Here is a 21,983-nt window from a genome sequence, read left to right on the forward strand (position 1 = left end):
GCGACGCAGCGCATCGGTACCGGGAGACCCTGCTCATGACCCAGACGGCGACCGCACCCGCGGCACCCACCACGGCGTCCAACACCGTGATGAACCACCGACAGATCCTGTTGGTGATCTACGGCCTGATGGCCGGCATGTTCCTCGGAGCTCTCGACCAGACGATCGTCGGTACCGCGATCCGCACCATCGGTGACGACCTGCACGGGCTCGACCAGCAGGCCTGGGTCACCACCGGGTACCTGATCGCCTCGACCGTGACGACCCCGATCTACGGCAAGCTCTCCGACATCTTCGGGCGGCGGCCGCTGTTCATCACGGCGATCGGCATCTTCATCGTCGGGTCCTTCCTGGCGTCGTTCTCGACCTCGATGCTCATGCTCGCCGGGTTCCGTGCGCTGCAGGGCCTCGGTGCCGGTGGCCTGATGTCCCTGCCGCTGGCGATCATGGGCGACATGCTCGCTCCCCGCGAGCGGGCGAAGTACCAGGGCTACTTCCTGGCGGTCTTCGGCATCTCGTCCGTCATCGGTCCGCTCGTCGGTGGCGTCTTCGCCGGCGCGAGCGAACTGCTGTTCATCTCCGGCTGGCGCTGGGTGTTCCTGATCAACGTGCCGATCGGCGTCATCGCGCTGTTCATGGTGCTCACGTTCCTGCACCTGCCGAAGTTCGGCGACCGCGGCAAGCCCCGGATCGACTGGTGGGGCGCGACGCTCGTCATCGTCACCCTCGTGCCGCTGCTGCTCATCGCCGAACAGGGCCGCGAGTGGGGCTGGAACTCCGCCGGCGCCTTCGCCTGCTACGGCATCGGCGCGGCCGGCCTGATCGCGTTCATCCTCGTCGAACGGGCGATGGGCAGTGACGCGATCCTGCCGATGAAGCTGTTCGGCTCGCGGGTGTTCTCGATGTCCGCCATCCTGTCCGTGCTCGTCGGCTTCGGCATGTTCGGCGCGATGCTGACGATCCCGCTGTACCTGCAGATCGTGAAGGGCGTCACCCCGACCGAGTCCGGGTTCGCGATGCTCCCGATGGTGCTCGGTCTGATGATCTCGTCGATCGCCTCGGGCCAGATCATCTCGCGGACCGGCAACTACCAGGTCTTCCCGATCACGGGCACCGCCTTCACGGCCATCGGCTTCACGGTCCTGACCTTCCTGACCGCCGGCCGTCCGCTCTGGTTCCTGATGCTCGGCATGTTCGGCATCGGCCTCGGACTCGGCCAGCTCATGCAGACGCTGACCCTCGCCGCGCAGAACTCGGTGTCCCCGCGGGACATCGGTGTCGCCACCAGCGCTGCGACGTTCTTCCGCCAGATCGGCGGCACCATGGGCACCGCCGTGCTGCTGTCCGTGCTGTTCACCCTGATGCCGACGAACATCACCGCCGCGATGCAGAACGAGCCCGACCTGAAGAGCGCGCTGAACGCCGCCCTGACGCCGTCCGTCGCCAACGCCTCCGACAACAAGGGCGTGATGGACCAGATCTGGAACAAGATCGTCGACCCGGTGCAGAAGAACGTGCAGGACGGCCTGAACCAGGGTGCCGTGCAGGCGAAGGAAGCCGCCGACGCCGCCGTCACGAAGCAGGTCACCGCGGCCGTGCAGCAGCAGGTCGCGGCGGGCAAGCTCCCCGCCGCAGCCGCCGACACCGTCATCGCCCAGCAGGTCGACGACGCCAAGCCGGCCGCCGAGCAGCAGGCCCTCGAGACGGCTGCGGCCAAGGCGAACGCGACCGTCGTCGACGGCACGCTGCAGGTCGACTACTCGGACAAGACCCAACGCGAGAACGTCGTCGACCAGGTCGCCCCGACGCTCATCAAGCAGCTCAAGAGCGGCGACTCGAGCGCGAACTCGTCCGGCTCCGCGGCGACGAGCGACACCTCGTTCCTGAACGGCGCGGACAAGCGACTCACCCGTCCGTTCCTGGTCGGCTTCAGCGACTCGGCCGTCCGCGTGTACTGGGTCGGTCTCGCGGTGATCCTGCTCGCGTTCGTGCTGACGTGGTTCTTCCGGGTGCCGCCGCTGCGCAAGACGTCGGCGCTGCAGGAGCAGGCCGATGCCGCGCGGACCGCTGACGCTGCGGCTGCCGGGGCCGGTGCCGGCTCCGGAGCTGGCGGCGGCTCGGGTTCGGCGGCGCTCGCGTCGACGGACTCCGTCCCGACCTCGCCCGACGTGCCCGCCCAGCCCCGGTCGGCTCGCGCTGCCGGGTCGTCCGACGTGTCGGTGCTGCCCAACGACGTCGCCACGGATGACACCCGTGCCCCGCTGCCCGACGCCACGACGCACGGTGCCCACTCGGCGGCTGCGCCCGTGGACGAGCCCCCGACCACGACCGGTGCCATCCGGACCCGGGCTGCGCACGCGGCAGTGGACCCGGCCGCTGACGCGGAGCACCCCCACGGGCGGCACTCGACGGAGTAGTGCGCGGGCGGGCCGGTCTGTCCGAACGCCTGCCAGCGCTCGTGATGCGCGCCCGTTCACGACGTTCCACGCGTCGAACGTCTCGTGGAACGTCGTGAACGGAGCGGACGCTAGGAGCGCTCTCGCTCGCGCATCTCGACGTAGTCACCGGCAGCGCACGCCGAGGTACCGCTGACCGTGTCGCCCCCGCCGAGGTCCGAGGACTGGAAACCGATGTTCGCCACGCCGTCCCCCTTGCCGTCGACACCGCTGTAGGACCCGTCGGCATCGGAGAACCGCTTCGTGTCGAGCCCGCGCTCGCCCCACAGCTTTTCGACCGTTCGGATCCCCTGCTCGACGTCGCCGCGGTCGGCACGGGACTTGATGTACGTGTAGTTCACGCCCTCGCCGACGCCGCGCTCGTCCTCGCACGTGCCGAGCCGCGGCCCTTCCTCGACCTGCCACGTCCCGCCGAGCGCTTCGGTCGTGTCGTCGACGAGCTGCTGGATGCTGCGCTTCGCATCCGCCGGCTCCTGGGTCGGTTGGTTCTGCATCTGTCCTCCAGAACAGCCGGCAGTGGCGCCGACGATCGCGATCGTGGTCACGGTGACTGCGATCCACTGCTTCAGGGCGGTCATCGGTGGCGGTTCTCCGTCCGGTCGTCGGGTGTCCAGCATGTCACTCTGCCGGTGTCACGCGGTCGCCGTGCCCTGTCGTCGTCTTCGCCACGTTCCGCAGCGACTCGGTTCCCGGGTCGAGGTAGCCGTTGCCGCTCTCCGTGTGCACGCCGTGGTCCTTCACCGGCTCGAAGCCGTCGGTGCCGTCCGCGCCGAAGGTCTCCGCGCCGAAGCTGGAACTCGTCGGGTCGAGTCGGTAGGGCACGCTGAAGCCCCTGCCGATGTACGCGTACTGGTCGCCCAGCCCGGGGATGCCGACCATCGTGTCCTGCGCCTGTCCCGCGTAGACGTGGTCGGCGTGGATGTCCTCCGCCGTCGGGATGGTCTGCGGGATGCCGGCGGAGGCGATCGACGTGAACGAGTCGACGTGGACGCCGGGTGCCGTGAGCCCGATCGACGCCGTCGTGGTGCCGTAGGAGTGCGCCAGGACGTTGGTCCGGGGCATGTCGCCCGCACGAGCGGCGTCGAGCCCACGGATCGATGCCGCGAGGTTCGCCCCGCCGCTCTCGGCCGCGTCCTCGTTGAAGACGCCGAGGTCGGGCGGTGCTGGCGGTGCGTCGTAGCCCATCCAGGCGATCACCGCACGGTTTCCCGGGCCGTCCACCTTGAACTGCTCGTCCGCGACGTTCTGTGCGGCCTGGACCCACCCCGTCATCGTCTTGGTACTGGATGCCATTCCGGGAACGGCCCAGGTGACGTTGGTCGCGGTGTCCAGGTCGCCGATCGAGACGGCGGCCAGGGGCGGGACGTCTCCAGTCAGGGATATGAGGAACCGGTTCTCTCCCAAGCTGGCCCGGATGCTCTTCAGCGCCTCGCGCTCGTCGGGATCGAGGTTCTTCCGTGCGAGTCGGTCGTCGAGGACCTCGTGGTTCGCGGTGTCCCGCGCCCAGTACGGGATCCCCTCCAGGTTCCCGAGCATGGCGAGCACCTCGAGCGGCAACGCCTGGAGGTCCGCCTCGTGCCCCTTCGTCAGGCCGAGACCCGCCCAGGTCGCCGCGACCTCGGCCGGCGTGGCCCCTGGTGTGAGCAGGGTCCGGAACGACGGGGGGATCGTCGCGGCCGCGGCGAAGTCGAGGACGGTGTTCGAGAGACCGTTGCTCCCGCCGGCGCGTTCGAACGCGGACGCGATCCGTTTGATCCAATCGGCATCGGAAGCGTTCTCCTGCAGGTACCGGTCGAACCCCGTGAGGAGCGTCGAACTGGACACCTCCGCCCAGGAACAGTCGGTCGTGAAGCCGGACCACGCCGTCCGCAGCTTCTCCGCACGCTCCGAGAACCCGCGATCCGAGGCGCGCGCCGACGCCACGAAGGTCCGGAGCCGCTCCGGGTCCGCCGAACTGCGGCCCGTGCTCGACCCGCCGGCAGTTCGCGGGCGGTCCGACGCGGAGAACGACGCTGAGATCGGTGTGGGTCGGATGGGGACGTCCGAGGGCTTCGGGTCGAACATCGGCGTCGGTTTGACCTCGAAGATCCCCAGAGGTTCGTCGTCGGCCTGCTGTCGCGCGGTCTCGCGCCCCTGCCAGGCGTCGACGTTCGCCAGCCGTTCGCGCTCTCGCTGGGCCTCGCCGATGACGACCTGCACCGCGTCGGCGAGTCGACCGAGCGCCCCGGCGAGGCGGACACGGTCACCGGCTTCGGCCACCGCGGCTTCGGCGAAGCGGTCCGCGTAGGCACCGGAGAAGTCGGCTGCGGCGTCCTCAGCGGCTGATCGACGGGCGGAAGCCGCGAACAGCAACGTGATGTCCGCTGCCGTCGCCGCCTTGATCAGGCTGTTCGCCGCGCCTTCGTCGAACGGTATGGTCCCCAACATCGCCCCCGTGATGCTCGCGTCCGTCCATCGACGGCCGAGACTCCCCACAATAGCCATCGACGACGACGGGCGGACGTTCCGGTCCCGGAACCCGCCGTCGGCCTCAGACCGCCGCGACCTCGAACGACGCTCCCGGCAAGCGCTTCCGCATCACGTCGATCGCCGCCGGGTTGTCATCCACCAGCACGTACCGCCGCCCGAGCGCCGACGCGACCGCGCCCGTGGTCCCGCTGCCCGCGAAGAAGTCGAGCACCCAGTCCCCCTCGCGCGACGACGCCTGCACGATCCGCCGCAGGACGCCCTCGGGCTTCTGCGTCGGGTAGCCCGTCTTCTCCTTGCCGGTCGGCGACACGATCGTGTGCCACCAGACGTCGGTGGGGAGCTTGCCGCGTTCCCGCTTCTCCGCAGTGACGAGGCCCGGCGCCATGTACGGCTCGCGGTCGACCGTGGCGGAGTCGAACCAGTACTGCGACGGGTCCTTCACGTAGACCAGGATCGTGTCGTGCTTGGTCGGCCACCGCGACTTGGACTTGGCGCCGTAGTCGTAGGCCCAGACGATCTCGTTGATGAACGACTCGCGGCCGAACAGCGCGTCGAGCAGCACCTTGGCGTAGTGCGACTCGCGGTAGTCGAGGTGCAGGTACAGGGTGCCGTCGATCGCCAAGAGCCGCCAGGCCTCGATCAGCCGCGGTTCGAGGAACGTCCAGTAGTCCTCGAACCGGTCGTCGAACCGCATCAGGTCACCGCGGACCCGCTCGTAGGTCCGCCCGTGAAACCCCATCACCGGCCCGTCGGCGCTCGGCACCGCGGACGAGGCGTGCCGCCGCTGGTACCGCCCCGTGTTGAACGGCGGGTCGAGGTACACGAGGGTGAACGTCCCGTCGGCGAGCGACGGGGTCACGTCGAGGGCGTCGCCGAGGACCACGCGGTCCGGGCCTCGGTCGTCTCCCGTGTGCACGGGACCATTCTGGCGCAGCCAGCGGCGGCTCGGGCGCGCGGCGTAGCCTCGGCGCATGGCAGCACCCGAGGTCCGCAACGACACCGACAAGCAGCAGTACTCCCTGGTCGAGGACGGCGAGGTCATCGGCTTCGCGGCGTACGAGGTCGACGGCGACGAGATCCGCTTCGTCCACACCGAGGTCGACCCGTCGCACCGCGGTGGCGGGCACGCGTCGATCCTCGTGCAGCACGCACTCGACGACGTGCGCGCGTACTCGTCACGACGGGTCGTCGCGCAGTGCAGCTACGTGCACGCCTGGATCGAACGGCACCCGGACTACCAAGAGCTCACGACGCGCTGACGCGCAAGCACCGGTCAGTACGACCGGTCGTGCGTCCCGATGCGCGCCTCGTGCCGACCGGCGCTCCGCACCGTCGGCACCTTGATGAGCACGTTGCCGCTGAGCAGGTCGTGGTCGTGGTCCGCCGGTGACGGTGCCTCTCTCGGGAGGCGCGACTGCCGTTCGTACTCGGCTTGCGTCTCGTAGCGGGTCGGCGCGAACACCTCGTCCAGCATCCCGCCGACACCTCCGGATCCGCCGCTGCGCGTGGACTTGTTCGACAGGTCGATCCACCCCACGCGATCGGCGATCCACACCACGACGGCCAGCGTGGCCACCGCCCCCAGGAAGATCAACCAGTTCACGCGAGCGACGCTACGTGGGCGATCCGGCCACGACATCAGCCGCGCGGGGGATTCTCATGATCCGCACGTCTGGTTCATCGGGTCGGTCGTCACACTTGAGGAGCGGCGGCCGGAGCGTCCCCCCTCTGCTCCGGCCGCCCACCATCCCGCTCGACGCAGCCCGCTCACGGGCAGCGCCTGCTCACGGGCAACGCCTGCTCACGGGCAACGCCCGCTCACGGGACCCGCTCGAGCCACTCCTTCGTCGCGAACTTCGTCCGCACCAGTTCCTGCGCCTTCTCGCGCTCGGCATCGGTCACCGCGCCGGGAGTCGCCCCGTACAGCTTCGTGAACGTGCCGATGAGCCGGTCGATGATCTCGGCGCGGGACAGCCCGGTCTGCGAGCGCAGCGGGTCCACGCGCTTCGCGGCCGAGGTCGTCCCCTTGTCGCTCATCTTCTCGCGCCCGATCCGCAGGACCTGGACCATCTTCTCGCCGTCCATGTCGTAGCTCATGGTGGCGTGGTGGAGCAGTGATCCGGTGCCGAGGCGCTTCTGCGCAGCCCCGCCGATCTTGCCCTTGGCCGAGGTGATGTCGTTGAGCGGCTGGTAGTACGCGTCGATGCCGAGCGACTTCAGCGCCTCGATCACCCACTCGTCCAGGTAGGCGTAGGAGTCCGCGAACGTCATGCCCTGCACCAGGTCGGCGGGGACGTAGAGCGAGTACGAGATGATCGCGCCGGCATCCATGAACATCGCGCCGCCGCCGGAGATCCGCCGCACCACCTGCACGCCGAACTTCTCGGCCCCGGCCGGGTCGACCTCGTTCTTCAGCGACTGGAACGACCCGATGACCACGGCGGGCTGGTCCCACTCCCAGATCCGCAGGGTCGGACCGCGGCGGCCGGCGCCGACCTCTTCGGTCAACACCTGGTCGAGCGCGAGGTGCTCGTTCGGGCTGATCGGGCCCTCGTGGATGATCTGCCAGTCGTAGTCCTGCCACGACGATGCACGGGACAGCGCACGGCGGACGGCGACACCGACGGACTCGGGCGTGAAGCCGAGCAGCACGGCGTCGGCGGGGAGCGCCGCACGGACGGCAGCGGCGATGCCGGCGGCGTCGGTGGTGGCGGGGAGGCCGTTCACCGCGGCGTCGATGAGCGGCAGCGCATCGTCGGGTTCGAGGAAGAAGTCACCCGCCAGACGGAACTCCCGGATCGAGCCCTCGTCGACCTCGAGGTCGACGACGACCAGTTTTCCACCTGGGACCTTGTACTCACCGTGCACGCGTCGAGCCTACGCCCGCCACCTGTCGGACTGGAGGCGCGGGTCGGCGCCGCCACGGGCCTCCCGTCCGCCAGTCGGTACCGTCTCAGGACGCGACGCGCGCCGTCACCCGGTCGAGCCACGCGACCAGATCTCCGACGACCTCGTCGCGGTTGGTCTCGTTGTAGACCTCGTGCCGGGCGCCCTCGTACACCTGCACCGTGACGTCGGACAGCCGACCGCGCCGTCGGTACGCCTGCGCCAACCGCTCGACCGACCGCGGCCCGCCGAGGGAGTCGTCCGACCCGACCTGCAGCAGCATCGGCAGGTCGTGCGGGATCCCTCGCCGCGGGACCCCGAGCAGCCGGAGCGTATCGGCCAGACCGAACAGCCCGATGACGTCAGCCTCGACGGCGAGCGGGTCCACCGACATCGCGTCGATGATCTTCCGGTCGCGGGTGAGCCACTCGTACTTCGTCGGTCCGGAGCCCGCGTGCCGTGCGTTGAGGTCGCCGCTGTTCATCCATCCGGGCAGCCGGTATGCGGTGGCGGAGAGCACCACGCCGTCGTACGACTCCGATGCGGTGTTCACGATCCGCTGTGCCATGAGGGAGCCCCACGAGTGCCCGAGCAGCACCAGTGGCACGCCGGGGGTGTCCGCACGGGCGACCTCCCCCATCTGCTCGACGGCGGCGATCGCGGCGCGCAGGCCACCGGGGCCGAGCCGTCCGAGCTTGGCGTGGTCGCCGTCCCACTGGCCGAGGCCGGTCCGACCGTGCCCGCGGTGGTCGTTCGCGTGCACGGTGTACCCGGCACGGACGAGGTCCTGCGCCAACGGTTCGTACCGCAGCCCGTGCTCGCCGACGCCGTGCGCGATCTGCACGATGCCCTTGGGGCGCGCCGCTCGCCAGGTCGAGTAGACGATCTCGACGCCGTGGGCGTCGGTGAACGAGGCGTCGCCTCGCGCTGCGGAGAAGGTGGGCACGTGAGCATCTTCGCAGAACCGGGTGGCCCGGCACCTGTTCATCCGGCGTTCACGCAGCGGGCTCCGAGCGGGCCTACCGTCCCCGGCATGGACGTCCTCGTCATCGTCGTGCTCGTGATCGTGGTGGCCCTCGTGTTCGACTTCACGAACGGGTTCCACGACACCGCCAACGCCATGGCCACGTCGGTCGCCACCGGGGCGCTCAAGCCCCGGACCGCCGTGCTCATCTCCGCCGTCCTCAACGTGGTCGGCGCGTTCCTCTCCACCGAGGTCGCCAAGACCGTCTCGCAGGGCATCATCCGCGAGGGCCAGGACGGCGTCCACATCTCCCCCACGATGATCTTCGCCGGGCTGGTCGGTGCGGGCCTCTGGAACCTCGCCACCTGGTACCTTGGGCTGCCCTCGTCGTCGACGCACGCGCTGTTCGGCGGGCTGATCGGCGCGTCGATCATCGGTGCCGGCCTGAACTCGGTCGACTGGGCGACGGTGGTGTCGAAGGTCGTGCTGCCGGCCCTGGTCTCCCCCGTGATCGCCGGTGTGATCGCGCTGGTGGCGACGTACCTGGCGTACACGCTCACCAAGAACGCGACGACGCACGGTGCCGCGACGGGCTTCCGGCACGGGCAGACGGTCTCGGCGTCGCTGGTGTCGCTCGCGCACGGCACGAACGACGCGCAGAAGACGATGGGTGTCATCACGCTGACGCTCATCGCCGCGAACTACCAGGACGGTGGCACGGGTCCGGCGCTCTGGGTGATCCTGGCCTGCGGGCTCGCGATCGGACTCGGCACCTACATGGGCGGCTGGCGGATCATGCAGACCGTCGGCAAGAAGATCTCCGACGTGCAGTCGCCGCAGGGCTTCGCGGCCGAGACGAGTTCCGCCGCGACGATCCTCATCTCCTCGCACCTCGGCTTCGCCCTGTCGACGACGCACGTCACGAGCGGCTCGGTCATCGGGTCGGGGCTCGGCAAGAAGCTCGCCGACGTGCACTGGTCGGTCGTCGGCCGCATCGTCGTCGCGTGGGTGATCACGCTGCCCGCAGCCGCGGTGGTCGGCGGGTTGGCGACCTGGCTCGCCTCGACCTCGGTGATCGGCCTCGTGCTGGTGGCGGTGCTCGCCCTGGCCGGGGGCATGACGTTCTACTTCCTCGCCAAGCGCAAGCCGATCTCGCACGAGGACATCACGACCGGATCGACCGAACCCACCGAGCAGGCCGAGCCGCAGTCGGCCGGCGCGACGAACTGAGGGGAACGACCATGGAGATCGACTTCGCCAGCATCGGCACGGTCGCGGGCGTCGGCTTCGTCGCCGCGGTCGGCATCGTGCTCGTCTACACGCTCGGCCTGCGGCTGCTCGGCACGGGGCAGCCGCTCGACACCGGCGGCGAGCGCACCCAGTACTCCGAGGAGACCCCGCGGTCGGGCCACACGCCGCCGGCAGCACTGGCGGGTGCCGTCCTGTGCTTCGCGGTCTGCGTGGCAGCGGTCCTGGCCGGCATCTGGCTCACGATCCCCCAGTTCCACTAGCACGTTCCTTCCCATCGCCCCCGCGCTGGGAAGCGGAAACGGGCGTACCGGGTCAGAACTTCCGACCAGGTACGCCCGTTTCGACCAGGTACGCGACCGACGTCAGTGGGCGCTGTACCCGCCGTCGACCAGGTGGTAGCTGCCCGTGATGAACGAGGCCTTGTCGCTCAGCAGGAACAGCACGAGCGCGGAGACCTCCGTGTCGGTACCGAGGCGCTTCGTCGCGTGCTCCTCTTCCAGCACGGAGATCGCCTCGGGCGTCATGGCGTTGCGGAGCAGCGGGGTGTCGATGAACCCGGGGCCCACGGCGTTGGTGCGGACGCCCTGCGCCGAGTACTCGAGCGCGGCGACCTTGGTCAGGCCGGCGAGGGCGTGCTTCGACGCGACGTAGGCGGCGTTCTGCGCGATGCCGACCGTGCCGAGCACCGAGGCCATGTTCACGATCGAGCCACCGCCGGCGGCGACCATCGCGGGGATCTCGTAGCGCAGGCCGTAGAAGACGCCGTCGAGGTCGACCGCACGGACGCGGTCCCAGGCGGCGATGTCGTACTCGCCGATCTTCTGCGGGGCAGCGCCGATGCCGGCGTTGTTCACGGCGAGGTGCAGCGCGCCGTGGGTGTCGACGGCGTACTGGACCATGCGCTCGTTGTCGGCGGCGACGGCGGAGTTGGCCTCGAACGCGCTGGCGCTTCCGCCCGCGTCCACGATCGACGTCGCGACGCGGTCGGCCGCGTCCTTGTTGATGTCGGTGACGACGACCGTGGCGCCCGCCGCGGCGAGCTCCTTCGCGACGGACTCGCCGATGCCGCTGCCACCACCGGTGACGATGGCGACCTTGCCCTCGAACTCGGACATGATTCCTTCTCTCTGAACAACACCTGTTGTCCAGGATCACGGTACACCCGAAAACCAGTTCGTTCACTGAACTAATGAGCTAGGCTAACGACCCGTGACCGACGCCACCGACCTCCGCATCGCCGTGAACCGGCTGTCCCGGACGCTCCGCGCGCAGAAGGCCGACACGACCGTCACCGACGCCCAGTTCGCGGCGCTCGCCCGGCTCCACCGCGACGGCGCGATGACCCTCGCCGACCTGAGCCGCCAGGACGGCGTCACCCCGCCCTCGATGACGAAGACCATCGCGGTGCTGGTCGAGCGCGGACTCGTCTCGAAGGGCGGCCACGACGACGACCGGCGCAAGGTCGTCCTCTGCGCCACCCCCGCCGGAGCCGCGTTCGTCGAGGAGACCCGGCGCCGCCGTGACGGCTGGCTGACGCCGCGGCTCGCCGCACTCACCCCCGTCGAGCGCGCCACCCTCGCCGACGCCACCGAGATCATGAGGAGGCTGGCCCAGCAGTGACCGCCATGTTCCGCTCCCTCGCCGGACGCAACTACCGCATCTGGTTCGCCGGTGCCCTGGTGTCGAACGTCGGCACCTGGATGCAGCGCACCGCACAGGACTGGATCGTCCTGACCCAGCTCTCCGACAACGACGCCGTCGCGGTGGGCATCACGATGGCCCTGCAGTTCGGCCCGCAGCTGCTGCTCCTCCCCCTGACCGGGCTCGCTGCCGACCGCTTCGACCGCCGCAAGATGCTCATGCTCACCCAGGCACTGATGGGTCTGTTGGGGCTCGGCCTCGGCGTCATGGTCCTCACGCACACCGCCACCCTGCTCGCGCTCTACGGGTTCGCGCTCGCCCTCGGCATCGTCGCCGCGTTCGACACCCCGATCCGCCAGGCGTTCGTCTCCGACGTCGTGCAGGGCGAGAACGTCGCCAACGCGGTGGCGCTCAACTCCGCCTCGTTCAACGCCGCGCGCCTGATCGGCCCGGCCGTCGCCGGCGTGCTCATCGCCGCGATCGGCTCCGGCTGGGTGTTCGTCATCAACGCCGGCTCGTTCCTGGCCGTGCTGGTCGCCCTGTGGTTCGTCGACCCCGCGCAGCTCGCCGAACGCGTGCACGCCGGCCGTGGCAAGGGGCAGATCGTCGCCGGCTTCCGCTACGTGCGGACCCGGCCGGACATCATCGTCGTGCTGTGCATGATCTTCGTCGTCGGCACGTTCGGCGTGAACTTCCCGATCTTCACCTCGACGATGGCCCGCGTCGAGTTCCACCAGGGTGCCGGCGAGTTCGGTCTGCTCAACTCGGTGATGGCGATCGGCTCGGTGTTCGGCGCCCTGATGTCCGCCCGCCGCGACAAGCCCCGGATGCGCACCCTGGTCCTCGCTGCCGGAGGCTTCGGCCTCGCCTGCACCGCCGCTGCCCTCGCCCCGACGTACTGGACCTTCGCGTTCGTCCTGGTGTTCGTCGGCCTGGCGGCGCTGACCTTCATGACCACCGCCAACGCCCTGGTGCAGACCACCACGAAGCCCGCGATGCGCGGCCGCGTGATGGCGCTCTACATGGCGATCTTCGCCGGCGGCACCCCCATCGGTGCCCCGATCGTCGGTGCCATCGCGGATGCGTGGGGTCCGCGCTGGGCCATCGCGGTCGGCGCGGCGTCGGGCTTCGTCGCCCTCGCCATCGCGATCGTCTGGCTCGTCCGCTTCCAGCGGCTGCGCCTGCGGTACGACGCGGACACCCGCCTGCACCTCGCGGTCACGCACGCGATCCCGGTGGTCGGCACGCGCGCCTCGCGCGCGGAGCTCCGCCGGGAGCTCGAACGCGAAGAAGCGGTCGCCGACCGCTCCAGCGCCGTCTGACGCGTCCAGTCCGCGAAAGCGACAGATCTCCGCGAACGGGTGCCGTCCATCTCGCGAAAGCGACAGGTCTCCGCGAACTGTTGACGGGTCTCTGACGCTCCCGCGTGGCGGACGGGAGGCCCGGGTCGACGCCGCCACGGGCCTCCCGTCCGCAGCCCGCCCGGTCCAGGGCCGTGGTCAGTGCGCAGGTTCGGCGACCGCGAAGACGCGCTCGTCGAGCGCGGCGGCGACGCGGTCGGCCGCGACCGCGAGCCGGTCGCCGACGTCCCCGACCACGTCGAGTGCCGAGTCCGCCGGCACGGACTCGAGCCGGTCGCGGGCGTCGACGAAGGCCGAGACCTCGTCCGCGACGCAGGACGGGGCCACGTCTGCGAGGCACTCGGCGGCACGGTGGACCGCGAACCGCAGCGACCGCGGACTGTGCTCGTCGAGGAGCAGGAAGGCCGCGGCGTCGTCCGGCACCGGAGCGTGGTCCCGCCCGCGCAGGAACGCCTCGCCGGCACCGCACGCCCGCAGTGCTGCCGTCCACGAGCCGACCGAGTCCGGTTCGAGGAGCCCGGACGCGAGCAGTCGCGCGGTCGACGCCACCCGGGTCAGGGAACGGCCCAGGGTGAAGAACTCCCAGACCTCGTCGCGGCTCGCGTCGCCCTCGACCACCCCGATGGCGAGCGCGCTCCGCTCCCGCGCCCACCCGAGGAACTCGTGCGCACGCCCCGGGGCGATCTTGCGTGGCATCCGCGAGCGGGTGACGTCGAGGCAGTCCCAGAGTTCGCTCGAGACGACCTCGCGCGCCCGCCGGGCGTGGTCGCGGGCGACGGCGACCGCTGCGGCGATGGACGCCGGTTCGTGCCGGTCCAGCGCGAGGGCGTCGATCGTCGCGGAACGGTCCGTGTCGTTCGCCGGCCCCGCGGTCCCCACGACCGCACGGAGCTCGGCGGCGACGACACGGTCCTCGTCGACGGTGCTCGGTTCACGGCGAGCGACGTAGACATCGAGCAGGCGGGCGACCACGTCGGTGCGCTCGACGGCGCTGCCCACGTGGAAGACGTTCCCCGCGAGTCGGCTCAGCACGACTGCTCCTGCATGCCGAGAACCTAACGAGCCGGCGTTGCGGGAGTGTTTCGGAGCCGCGTCACGGGTGTTGCAGTGTCCGATGTCCGCGTTCGGACCCGTGCCCTTCCGGTGATCGCACCACTCTCGCTAGACAATCTAACTAGAGCGTCTAACATTGCAGGATGACGTCCGAGCTCCTGACCAGCACCTCCGGGTTCTGGTACGAGGATTCTCCGGTCACCGCGGTCGACGTCCTGAACGCCCTCCGCCGCTACCGGACCGCCGAGAGCGCCTCGCAACGCCGGGCCCGCGAAGCCCTCGGCATCGGCGAGAACGCCCTGATCGCGTTGCGCCTCCTCATCGACGCCGACCAGGACGGTCGGACCGTGAACGCCAAGGAACTGGCCGAGCGCCTCGAGATCACACCGGCGTCGACCTCGGCGCTCATCGACCGACTCGTCCGCAGCGGCCACGTCGAACGGCACCCCGACCCCATCGACCGCCGCGGCGTGATCCTCACGGCGACGGGGACCTCGATGCGCCACGCACTCCAGGTGCTCGAAGAACTCGACGCCCGCTCCGCGCAGGTCACCGAGCACCTGCCGACGGACGAGATGTCGGTCGTCGTGGACTTCCTCGAGGAGATGGCCCGGGTGGTCGACGACGTCGATACCGAGGACCGTTCCGCACGTCGCGCGTAGCCTGTCCGGCATGGATCCTCGCGGCGCGCACGACCCCGAGGACGACATGCCGTTCGCCGAACTCGACTCTCGAGCCCGCGCCGATGCCGCACTCCGGCGGATCCAGGGCGGGGCCGATCCGACACGTGAGGCCTTCGACCTGGCGAACACCATGAACGACGAAGCCGTCGGGCGGATGGCGAAGCGACTGCGACGGTTCTTCCGCCGCGACTGACGGGGGCAGCTCAGAAGGCCGTGCCGACCGCCGCGATGTCGTCACCGCCGTGCCCCGCCGCGCTGGCGTCGGCGTAGACCCGAGCGAGAGCGTCGAGCACCGTCGTCGCCACGCCGTTCGATCGCGCCGCCTCGGCGATCAGGCCGATGTCCTTGCGCAGCCCGTCGAGCGCGAACTGCGCTGGGAACTCCCCCGCGATGATCGACGCACCCTTGGTGTGCGCGTACGCCGAGTCGCTCGCACTGCCGTCGATCGCGTCGAGGAACAGCTGCGGATCGAGGCCGAGGGCCGCCGCGAGGGCGAGTGACTGCCCCGTGGCCGCGGTGATCGAGGCGATCCAGGCGTTCGCCGCCAGCTTGAGCGCAGTGCCGTCACCGAACCGCTCTCCCGCTCGGATGGTCTTCGCGCCCATGGCGTCGAGCACCGGCGTGACCCGGTCGACCTGGTCGGCGGGGCCTGCCGCGAGCATCGTGAGCGTGCCCTGCTCGGCGGGCGCCTTCGTGCCGAGCATCATCGCCTCGACCAGGGTGATGCCGTACTTCGCGGCGAGCTGCACGACGGCCTCGGTGCCGGCGACCCCGATCGTCGAGGCCTGCACCCACACGGCGTCGGTGGGCGCGTCACCGGCGGCCTGTTCGAGCACGTCGACGACCGCATCGGTGTCGAAGAGGGTCAGGAGGACGACCTCGGCGTGCTCGACGGCACCGCTCGGGTCCGGGGCGACGGTCGCGCCGAGGTCGCCGAGCGGGACGGCCTTGTCGGCGCTCCGGTTCCACACCGTCACCTCGTGCCCCTCGCGCAGCAGTGAACCTGCGACTCCGGCACCCATCGCACCCGTCCCCAACACCGTCACTCGCACGTGCGTCTCCGTCCCGCCACGGCGGGGTGCCACGGCGACGCCGACGCTACGCGTCTGCGCTCAGAGCGCCCCGCGCGCCTGCAACCAGACAGCGGGATCGATGGGGACGCCGCCGACGATGACCTCGAAGTGCAGGTGCGCCCCCGTGGACACGCCCGTGTTGCCGACGGCTCCGATCTGCTGGCCGGCGGCGATCACCTGACCGGGCCGCACGCTGATGGCCGACATGTGGCCGTAGCGGGTCTGGACGCCGTCGGCGTGCTGGAGCAGGACCTGGTTGCCGTACCCGCCGAGCACGCCGGCCGAGATGACGGTTCCGGGCATCGTGGCGACGACGGTCGTGCCGATGGGCGCCGCGAAGTCGACCCCCTGGTGGTTCGTCGAGCACGCCGCGCAGCCGGTCACCCACCGTGAGCCGAAGCCGCCGGCGGCCGGGACCTCGCCGACGGTGGGGCGGGCGACGGCGCCTGACGAGCCGACCGTCGCGGACCGAGCCTGCGCGGCGGCGACACGACCGACCGAGAAGCCGTCACGGTCGGCGGACAGCCGAGCGGACCCGCCGGCCACGAACTGCTGCACGTCGGTCGTCATGGTCGGCGTCGACGGTTCCGACGCGATCGCGGTCTGCGGGGAGCCCACGGCGACGAAGAGGCAGGTGACGGCGGCGGCGGCGGTCGCCGGGATCGTGTGGCGGATCGAGCTGCGGAAGAACGAGGTGGAAGCCGGGGCGACGGGAGGGGACACCGTCACCCCGGCGGCTCTGGGGGCTCCTGCGCGGCCGGTTCGGGCACGACGCCGCGCGGGCGCTTCGGATCGGTGGGTGGTGGAGCGGTTCACGGTCCGCCGTGCGGCGCCGCGCGGGCGCAGCGGGAGGCCGTCGGTGGTCGTCGTCATCGCTCGGGGACCGCGGGGCTCAGACGCGGACGACGCCGTCGCGGGCGATCCGGTCGAGCTCGGTCGCGACGGCGTCGACGACCGCTCGGGTGATGGCGTCGGCGACGGTCTCGACCAGGACGAGCTGCTCGGGCTGGACCCGGAGCTCGGTGACGACCGACGGGGTGACTCGGACCGTGATGTCGTCGATCGCGGCGATGAGGGCTGCGGGGACCAGGGTGGAGTCACCAGCACGGACGGGGGCCGTCATCGGGGAGGTCGGTGCGGGAGCCGCAGTCGCCCGGGCCGGGTTCGACACGGGCGCCTCGGGCTGGTCGTGGCGTTGGGCGATGGAGTCGAAGAGCGGGGTGGAGGACATGCTGCTGACCGTCCGATCTGGATCGTGGGTTGCGGGCCGTTGTCGGGCGACCCGTCGGGAACCGTGCCGTGCGGCACGTCCCCTATTCAACCATCGATATTTCAGATGTGCAATAGTGACCGAACAGTGACCCGGAGTCAGTCGGGGTCGACCGCCGCTGCTGTCGGGTCGTCGGGCTGCAGCACACGACGGACACGCTCGACGATGGTGGCGGGCGGGTTGTTGTAGGTGTTCGCCGGCTCCTGGCCACTGAGTTCCTGGATCGCCGCCATCACGGCATCCGTCGCGTGGCGGCGTGCGCGGCCGGACGACGCCTCGCCGAACGACGACAGGTCGATCGGCTTGCCGAACTCGATCGTCACCTTGGCCAGCTTCGGCAGCTTCGAGCCGACGGGCTGGACGTCCTGGGTGCCGGTCAGCGCGACCGGCACCACGGGGGCGCCACTCGTCAGGGCGAGCCAGGCGACGCCGGTGCGCCCCTTGTAGATCCGGCCGTCGAGCGAACGGGTGCCCTCGGGGTAGATCGCGAAGGCCTCGCCCTCGTGCAGCCGCGCGAGCCCGAGGTCGAGCGCCTGCTGTGCCGCCGCACCCGCGCCGCGCTCGACGCCGATCGCGCCGATCCCCCCGAAGAACGCGCGTGACACCGCACCACGGAACCCCGTACCGGTGAAGTACTCCTGCTTCGCCAGGAACGCGACCTTGCGCGGTGCCATCAGCGTGATCGCCGGAGAGTCGATGAACGATCGGTGGTTGCTCGCGAGGATGACCGGACCGCGCTTGGGCACGTTGCGGCGGCCGATGATCTTCGGTCGCCAGAGCATCCGGGCGAGCGGGGTCACCACTGCGCGGCTCAGCACGGTGGCGAACTTGGTCGAACCGGACACCGGGCCTCCTCGTCGTGACGGCGAGCTTCCGAGTGTAATCACGCCTGCGAGCAGTACATGCCCACGGCGGCATGCACGTCGGGCGGTGGGTCAGTCGGCCTCGGACGCGACGACGTCCAGCACCGCGCGGCCGTACCGTTCGAGCTTCGCCGCACCGACCCCGGAGATCTCGGCGAGCTGGTCGACGTCGGACGGCCGCACCGCTGCGATGCCGCGGAGCGTCGCGTCGTTGAACACCACGTACGCCGGCACACCCTGTTCACGCGCCTGGGCTGCACGCCAGACCCGAAGGGCTTCGAACAGCCCGACCGCCTGCTGGGGCATGTCGGTGACGACGGTCCGCCGCGACGACCGGCTCGCCCGCGGCGCCTTCACCGGGTCGCGACGCATCCGCACCTGGACCTTGCCGGTCAGGACGTCGGCGCTCGTCGGGCTCAGGACCACGGTACCGAAGCCGTCGCCCGACACCGCCGCGTAGCCCTGCGCCAGGAGCTGCCGGGCCACCGCGCGCCACTCGCCGTCCGACAGGTCGGCGCCGATGCCGAAGGTCGCCAGGGACTCGTGCTGCAGCTCCTGCACGCGGGGCGACTGCTTGCCGACCAGGATGTCCACGAGGTGCGCGACGCCGTAGCGCTGGCCGCGCTCGCGCTCGAGCCGGACCACCGTGGACAGCAGCTTCTGCGCGGGCACGGTGCCGTCCCACGACTCGGGTGGCGCGATGCACGTGTCGCAGTTGCCGCAGGCCGTGGACGGCTGCCCGAAGTACGCCAGGAGTCGCACGCGCCGGCACTCGATCGTCTCGCACAGGCTCAGCATGGCGTCGAGGTGGGCGCTGAGCTGCCGACGGTGTGCTGCGTCGCCCTCGGACTGGTCGATCATCCGGCGCTGCTGCACGACGTCGTTCAGGCCGTACGCCAGCCACGCGGTCGAGGGCAGGCCGTCGCGCCCGGCACGACCGGTCTCCTGGTAGTAGCCCTCGACCGACTTCGGCAGGTCGAGGTGCGCCACGAACCGGACGTCGGGCTTGTCGATGCCCATGCCGAACGCGATCGTCGCGACCATGACGATGCCGTCCTCGCGCAGGAAGGTCGACTGGTTGCGAGCACGCACCCGGGCGTCGAGCCCCGCGTGGTACGGCAGCGCCTGGATGCCCTGCTCGGCCAGTGCGGTGGCGGTCCGCTCGACCGACTTGCGCGACAGGCAGTAGACGATCCCAGAGTCACCGCTGTGCTCGGTGCGGATGAAGGTGAGCAGCTGCTGCAGCGCGCCGGTCTTCGGTTCGATGCGGTACTGGATGTTCGGCCGGTCGAAGTCGGCGACGAAGTGTGCGGCATCGTCGAGTCCGAGCCGCGCCGAGATCTCCTGGTGGGTCTGCGGCGTCGCCGTGGCGGTCAGCGCGATCCGGGGCACGGTCGGCCAGCGCTCGTGCAGGACGCTCAGTTCGAGGTAGTCCGGCCGGAAGTCGTGGCCCCACTGGGCGACGCAGTGCGCCTCGTCGATGGCGAACAGCGCGACGCGGGCCCGGTCGAGCAGCGCGCGGGTGGACTCGAGGCGGAGCCGCTCGGGCGCGAGGTAGAGCATGTCGACCTCGCCCTGGACGACGGCGCGTTCGACCCGGGCGCGTTCGTCGGGCCCCTGCGTCGAGTTGAGGAACGCCGCACGCACCCCGTTCGCCGCGAGGGCGTCGACCTGGTCCTGCATGAGGGCGATGAGCGGCGACACCACCACCCCGACGCCGTCGCGCACGAGGGCGGGCACCTGGTAGCAGAGCGACTTACCGCCGCCGGTGGGCATGAGCACGAGGGCGTCACCACCACCGACCACCTGGTCGATGATCGACGCCTGCTCGCCGCGGAAGTCGTCGTAGCCCCACACGCGGTGCAGGACGTCGAGCGCTGCGGCCCGTGAGGCAGACACGGCAGCGGGCGCGGGCGTGGTGCTCATCCCACGAGCCTACGGGCGACCGGCGACACCCACGGCACTGTCCACAGCGGGTTCGCGGGGCGACGTGCTCACCCAACCCGAGCCAGCCGGACCGAACCACCGCCTACCGCCCGCCCAGACCGGCGGCTTCCCACGGAACCGGGGCGCCGCTGCTCCGGCGAAGGTGCGGTCGAGCCCGCGCCACCACGCCAGCAGTTCGACCATGCCCCAGAACGCGAGCGACGTGCCGAGGGTGACGAGCCATCCGATGGGCGTGCCGTTGGCGTCGGACGAGGTCAGGTCGATCCCCGACCACCCCGGTGCCTGCAGCACGAAGATCATGATGTTGTTGAAGGCGTGCTGCAGGACGGTGGCCTCGAGCCCACCGCTCCGGAGCACGATGATCGCCGCGATCAGGCCGAACGACCCGACGTCGAGGATGCCCCAGACGTTGTAGCCGTTCGGGATGTGCAGCAGGGCGAAGACGACGGTCGACACCGCCACGGCGATGATCGTGCCGGCCCGTCGCGGGATCCACGACGCGATCGTCTGCATGAGGAAGCCGCGGAAGATGAACTCCTCGGCCGCGCCCTGGAACGGGACGAGCAGGACCACGAGGACGATCGTGAGCGTGAGGGTGCCGAGGGAGACCGTCGACTGTCCGATCGCTGCGTGGTTCCAGGCGAACCCGCCGTCGGTCGTGATCATCCCGCCGTCCCAGAACAGGCCGGTCTGCACCACGAACATGATCGCGGCGATGACCAGGGTCGGCAGGACGCACCACGCCGTCCAGGCCCACCGGACCCGGAAGCGCGTCGACGTCAGGATCGCGCCCGGTCCGAGGCGTGCGACCTTGACGGCCAGCAGGATCCCCGGCAGCAGGACGACCAGCGACACGAGCGACAACGACAGGACGAGTGGATCGGTGGGATCCAGCGCTCCGCTCTGCAGGTCGTGGAGCAGGTCGAACACGCCGGACTCTCCACGCGCCGCCGCGACGGGGATGAAGTACGCCACGGTGATGACCACCTGGGACACGAGGTACCACCCGGCCAGGAACGCCAGGGCGACCAGCGGGCGCCACCACCTCCATCGTGCGTCGATACGGGGCAGGCGGTGGTAGGGAACGCTCACGCCACGCAGGCTACCGGGCCGGGCAGGATGGGAGCCGTGCTCACCGTCCTGTTCGGCCTGTCCGGCGCCGTCGTCTACGGCTTCGCCGACTTCCTCGGCGGCCTGGCGTCGCGGCGCGTCCGCCCGGTGACGGTCACCGCCGTCGCCGCGGCGATCGGCATCGCGCCGCTGCTGCTCGGGCTGGCCGTGCTCGGTGGCTCGCCGTCGTGGACGAGCACCCTCTGGGGAGCCGTCGCCGGGCTCTCCGGCGGCGTCGGGGTCCTGCTGCTGTACGCGGCACTGGCGATCGGCCCGATGAGCGTGCTGTCCCCGCTCACCGCGGTGTTCGCCGCCGTCGTCCCCGTCGTGGTGGCCGTCGCCCGCGGGACCGTGCTGTCCCCACTCGCGATCGCCGCGGTGGTCGTCGCCGTGGTCGCGGTGGTCCTCGTCGCGGCCGTGCGCGACACCTCGGGCGCGCGACCCACCGCGCGCGGGGTCGTCGCGGCCGCGGTGGCCGGGTGCGGGTTCGGCGGGATCGTGCTCGCCTACGACATGACCCCGCAGGGTGCGGGCATCCAGCCGCTCGTCGTCGCGCGGGTGTTGCAGACGGTGCTGCTGGGCGCAGCGGCCCTGGTGGTGACGGTGCGCGCCGGACGCGGGGCGCGGTCTGGAGGCGCGGCAGACCCCGCAGCGTCGGCCGGCGTCGCGGGGTCTGCCGTGCCTCCAGGGCGGTGGTGGCCGCCACGACTGCTGCTGACGGTCGCGGCCTGCGGCGTCTTCGACGCCCTGGCGAACGTGTGCATCCAGGCGGGGCTGCACGCGAGCGACGACCCGGGCACGCTGCCCGTCGTGAGCGTGCTCAACGCGCTCTACCCGATCGGCACGGTCGTGCTGGCCGGGGTGGTGCTGCACGAGCGGCTGACCGCACCGCAGTGGGTCGGCATCGCGCTGGCGTTCGTCGCGTCGGTGGGCCTGGCGCTCGCGTGACCGGGCGG

23 protein-coding genes are annotated in these 21,983 nt (G+C 70.8%); 9 read left to right on the forward strand and 14 right to left on the reverse strand.

What is annotated here, in order from left to right; translation table 11 throughout:
- The first annotated feature begins 35 nt into the window (after nt 1-35).
- A complete protein-coding gene (locus ITJ59_RS00280) occupies nt 36-2,417 on the forward strand; it encodes an MDR family MFS transporter (RefSeq protein WP_194649106.1) in 2,382 nt (793 codons plus the stop codon).
- A 110-nt stretch (nt 2,418-2,527) separates the two neighbouring features.
- Here the strand turns inward: ITJ59_RS00280 and ITJ59_RS00285 are convergent, their stop codons facing one another.
- From ITJ59_RS00285 to ITJ59_RS00295, 3 genes are all read right to left on the reverse strand, one after another.
- Nucleotides 2,528-3,034 (reverse strand): hypothetical protein, encoded by a 507-nt coding sequence (locus ITJ59_RS00285; RefSeq protein WP_194649107.1) that lies wholly within the window; start codon nt 3,032-3,034, stop codon nt 2,528-2,530.
- 40 nt (nt 3,035-3,074) lie between these two features.
- Nucleotides 3,075-4,883, reverse strand: a complete 1,809-nt coding sequence (locus tag ITJ59_RS00290; RefSeq protein ID WP_194649108.1) for an alpha/beta hydrolase — start codon at nt 4,881-4,883, stop codon at nt 3,075-3,077.
- A 103-nt stretch (nt 4,884-4,986) separates the two neighbouring features.
- A complete protein-coding gene (locus tag ITJ59_RS00295) occupies nt 4,987-5,841 on the reverse strand; it encodes a site-specific DNA-methyltransferase (protein ID WP_194649109.1) in 855 nt (284 codons plus the stop codon).
- Nucleotides 5,842-5,896: 55 nt separating this feature from the next.
- On the opposite strand from ITJ59_RS00295, the gene ITJ59_RS00300 reads away from it, so the two are divergent.
- Nucleotides 5,897-6,184, forward strand: coding sequence for a GNAT family N-acetyltransferase (locus tag ITJ59_RS00300; RefSeq protein WP_194649114.1), 288 nt, complete (start codon nt 5,897-5,899; stop codon nt 6,182-6,184).
- Nucleotides 6,185-6,198: 14 nt separating this feature from the next.
- On the opposite strand, the gene ITJ59_RS00305 is transcribed toward ITJ59_RS00300, so the two are convergent.
- The 3 genes from ITJ59_RS00305 to ITJ59_RS00315 form a co-directional block, all read right to left on the reverse strand.
- Nucleotides 6,199-6,528, reverse strand: a complete 330-nt coding sequence (locus tag ITJ59_RS00305; protein ID WP_194649115.1) for a hypothetical protein — start codon at nt 6,526-6,528, stop codon at nt 6,199-6,201.
- 215 nt (nt 6,529-6,743) lie between these two features.
- Nucleotides 6,744-7,793 carry a lipoate--protein ligase family protein gene (locus ITJ59_RS00310; protein WP_194649117.1) on the reverse strand — a complete coding sequence of 350 codons (1,050 nt, stop codon included), beginning with the start codon at nt 7,791-7,793 and terminating at the stop codon, nt 6,744-6,746.
- 85 nt (nt 7,794-7,878) lie between these two features.
- Nucleotides 7,879-8,757 (reverse strand): alpha/beta hydrolase, encoded by an 879-nt coding sequence (locus ITJ59_RS00315; RefSeq protein WP_194649119.1) that lies wholly within the window; start codon nt 8,755-8,757, stop codon nt 7,879-7,881.
- 87 nt (nt 8,758-8,844) lie between these two features.
- On the opposite strand from ITJ59_RS00315, the gene ITJ59_RS00320 reads away from it, so the two are divergent.
- The gene (locus ITJ59_RS00320) at nt 8,845-10,005 is read left to right on the forward strand and encodes an inorganic phosphate transporter (protein WP_194649120.1); all 1,161 of its coding nucleotides are present in this window, start codon (nt 8,845-8,847) and stop codon (nt 10,003-10,005) included.
- Nucleotides 10,006-10,016: 11 nt separating this feature from the next.
- Nucleotides 10,017-10,286, forward strand: a complete 270-nt coding sequence (locus ITJ59_RS00325) for a hypothetical protein (RefSeq protein WP_194649121.1) — start codon at nt 10,017-10,019, stop codon at nt 10,284-10,286.
- A gap of 102 nt (nt 10,287-10,388) precedes the next feature.
- On the opposite strand, the gene ITJ59_RS00330 is transcribed toward ITJ59_RS00325, so the two are convergent.
- Nucleotides 10,389-11,141, reverse strand: a complete 753-nt coding sequence (locus ITJ59_RS00330; protein ID WP_194649122.1) for an SDR family NAD(P)-dependent oxidoreductase — start codon at nt 11,139-11,141, stop codon at nt 10,389-10,391.
- Between the two features lie 94 nt (nt 11,142-11,235).
- On the opposite strand from ITJ59_RS00330, the gene ITJ59_RS00335 reads away from it, so the two are divergent.
- On the forward strand, nt 11,236-11,646 hold the full coding sequence (locus ITJ59_RS00335) for a MarR family winged helix-turn-helix transcriptional regulator (RefSeq protein WP_111085532.1): 411 nt from the start codon (nt 11,236-11,238) through the stop codon (nt 11,644-11,646).
- Nucleotides 11,643-12,989, forward strand: a complete 1,347-nt coding sequence (locus tag ITJ59_RS00340) for an MFS transporter (RefSeq protein WP_323749346.1) — start codon at nt 11,643-11,645, stop codon at nt 12,987-12,989. Before ITJ59_RS00335 ends, ITJ59_RS00340 begins: the two co-directional genes overlap by 4 nt.
- 177 nt (nt 12,990-13,166) lie before the next feature.
- Here ITJ59_RS00340 and ITJ59_RS00345 read toward each other — a convergent pair whose 3' ends face one another.
- Nucleotides 13,167-14,060, reverse strand: coding sequence for an alpha-E domain-containing protein (locus tag ITJ59_RS00345; protein WP_194649123.1), 894 nt, complete (start codon nt 14,058-14,060; stop codon nt 13,167-13,169).
- A gap of 164 nt (nt 14,061-14,224) precedes the next feature.
- On the opposite strand from ITJ59_RS00345, the gene ITJ59_RS00350 reads away from it, so the two are divergent.
- Both ITJ59_RS00350 and ITJ59_RS00355 read left to right on the forward strand, forming a co-directional pair.
- Nucleotides 14,225-14,743, forward strand: coding sequence for a MarR family winged helix-turn-helix transcriptional regulator (locus ITJ59_RS00350; protein WP_194649124.1), 519 nt, complete (start codon nt 14,225-14,227; stop codon nt 14,741-14,743).
- Between the two features lie 10 nt (nt 14,744-14,753).
- Nucleotides 14,754-14,957, forward strand: coding sequence for a hypothetical protein (locus tag ITJ59_RS00355; RefSeq protein ID WP_194649125.1), 204 nt, complete (start codon nt 14,754-14,756; stop codon nt 14,955-14,957).
- Between the two features lie 10 nt (nt 14,958-14,967).
- Here ITJ59_RS00355 and ITJ59_RS00360 read toward each other — a convergent pair whose 3' ends face one another.
- From ITJ59_RS00360 to ITJ59_RS19475, 6 genes are all read right to left on the reverse strand, one after another.
- Entirely contained in the window at nt 14,968-15,849 is an 882-nt protein-coding gene (locus ITJ59_RS00360; protein WP_323749347.1) for an NAD(P)-dependent oxidoreductase, read from the reverse strand.
- A 27-nt stretch (nt 15,850-15,876) separates the two neighbouring features.
- On the reverse strand, nt 15,877-16,710 hold the full coding sequence (locus tag ITJ59_RS00365) for a M23 family metallopeptidase (protein ID WP_194649126.1): 834 nt from the start codon (nt 16,708-16,710) through the stop codon (nt 15,877-15,879).
- Nucleotides 16,711-16,729: 19 nt separating this feature from the next.
- A complete protein-coding gene (locus ITJ59_RS00370) occupies nt 16,730-17,068 on the reverse strand; it encodes a hypothetical protein (protein WP_194649127.1) in 339 nt (112 codons plus the stop codon).
- Between the two features lie 137 nt (nt 17,069-17,205).
- Entirely contained in the window at nt 17,206-17,952 is a 747-nt protein-coding gene (locus tag ITJ59_RS00375) for a lysophospholipid acyltransferase family protein (RefSeq protein WP_194649128.1), read from the reverse strand.
- Between the two features lie 90 nt (nt 17,953-18,042).
- Nucleotides 18,043-19,896, reverse strand: coding sequence for a DNA helicase RecQ (gene recQ / locus ITJ59_RS00380; RefSeq protein WP_194649129.1), 1,854 nt, complete (start codon nt 19,894-19,896; stop codon nt 18,043-18,045).
- A 9-nt stretch (nt 19,897-19,905) separates the two neighbouring features.
- Nucleotides 19,906-21,009 carry a CPBP family intramembrane glutamic endopeptidase gene (locus ITJ59_RS19475; RefSeq protein ID WP_194649130.1) on the reverse strand — a complete coding sequence of 368 codons (1,104 nt, stop codon included), beginning with the start codon at nt 21,007-21,009 and terminating at the stop codon, nt 19,906-19,908.
- 36 nt (nt 21,010-21,045) lie between these two features.
- Here ITJ59_RS19475 and ITJ59_RS19480 point away from each other — a divergent pair, with 36 nt between their 5' ends.
- Nucleotides 21,046-21,975 (forward strand): EamA family transporter, encoded by a 930-nt coding sequence (locus ITJ59_RS19480; protein WP_194649131.1) that lies wholly within the window; start codon nt 21,046-21,048, stop codon nt 21,973-21,975.
- Nucleotides 21,976-21,983: the final 8 nt, after the last annotated feature.

This window comes from Curtobacterium sp. VKM Ac-1393, assembly GCF_015350995.1.
Classification (GTDB): Bacteria; Actinomycetota; Actinomycetes; order Actinomycetales; family Microbacteriaceae; genus Curtobacterium.

Excerpts from the sequence above, each read along its gene's own strand:
- ITJ59_RS00280 (WP_194649106.1), top strand. The coding sequence starts at position 36 with ATGACCCAGACGGCGACCGCACCCGCGGCACCCACCACGGCGTCCAAC.
- ITJ59_RS00285 (WP_194649107.1), bottom strand. The coding sequence starts at position 3,034 with ATGACCGCCCTGAAGCAGTGGATCGCAGTCACCGTGACCACGATCGCG.
- ITJ59_RS00290 (WP_194649108.1), bottom strand. The coding sequence starts at position 4,883 with ATGTTGGGGACCATACCGTTCGACGAAGGCGCGGCGAACAGCCTGATC.
- ITJ59_RS00300 (WP_194649114.1), top strand. The coding sequence starts at position 5,897 with ATGGCAGCACCCGAGGTCCGCAACGACACCGACAAGCAGCAGTACTCC.
- ITJ59_RS00320 (WP_194649120.1), top strand. The coding sequence starts at position 8,845 with ATGGACGTCCTCGTCATCGTCGTGCTCGTGATCGTGGTGGCCCTCGTG.
- ITJ59_RS00325 (WP_194649121.1), top strand. The coding sequence starts at position 10,017 with ATGGAGATCGACTTCGCCAGCATCGGCACGGTCGCGGGCGTCGGCTTC.
- ITJ59_RS00330 (WP_194649122.1), bottom strand. The coding sequence starts at position 11,141 with ATGTCCGAGTTCGAGGGCAAGGTCGCCATCGTCACCGGTGGTGGCAGC.
- ITJ59_RS00350 (WP_194649124.1), top strand. The coding sequence starts at position 14,225 with ATGACGTCCGAGCTCCTGACCAGCACCTCCGGGTTCTGGTACGAGGAT.
- ITJ59_RS00355 (WP_194649125.1), top strand. The coding sequence starts at position 14,754 with ATGGATCCTCGCGGCGCGCACGACCCCGAGGACGACATGCCGTTCGCC.
- ITJ59_RS00365 (WP_194649126.1), bottom strand. The coding sequence starts at position 16,710 with ATGACGACGACCACCGACGGCCTCCCGCTGCGCCCGCGCGGCGCCGCA.
- ITJ59_RS00370 (WP_194649127.1), bottom strand. The coding sequence starts at position 17,068 with ATGTCCTCCACCCCGCTCTTCGACTCCATCGCCCAACGCCACGACCAG.
- recQ (WP_194649129.1), bottom strand. The coding sequence starts at position 19,896 with ATGAGCACCACGCCCGCGCCCGCTGCCGTGTCTGCCTCACGGGCCGCA.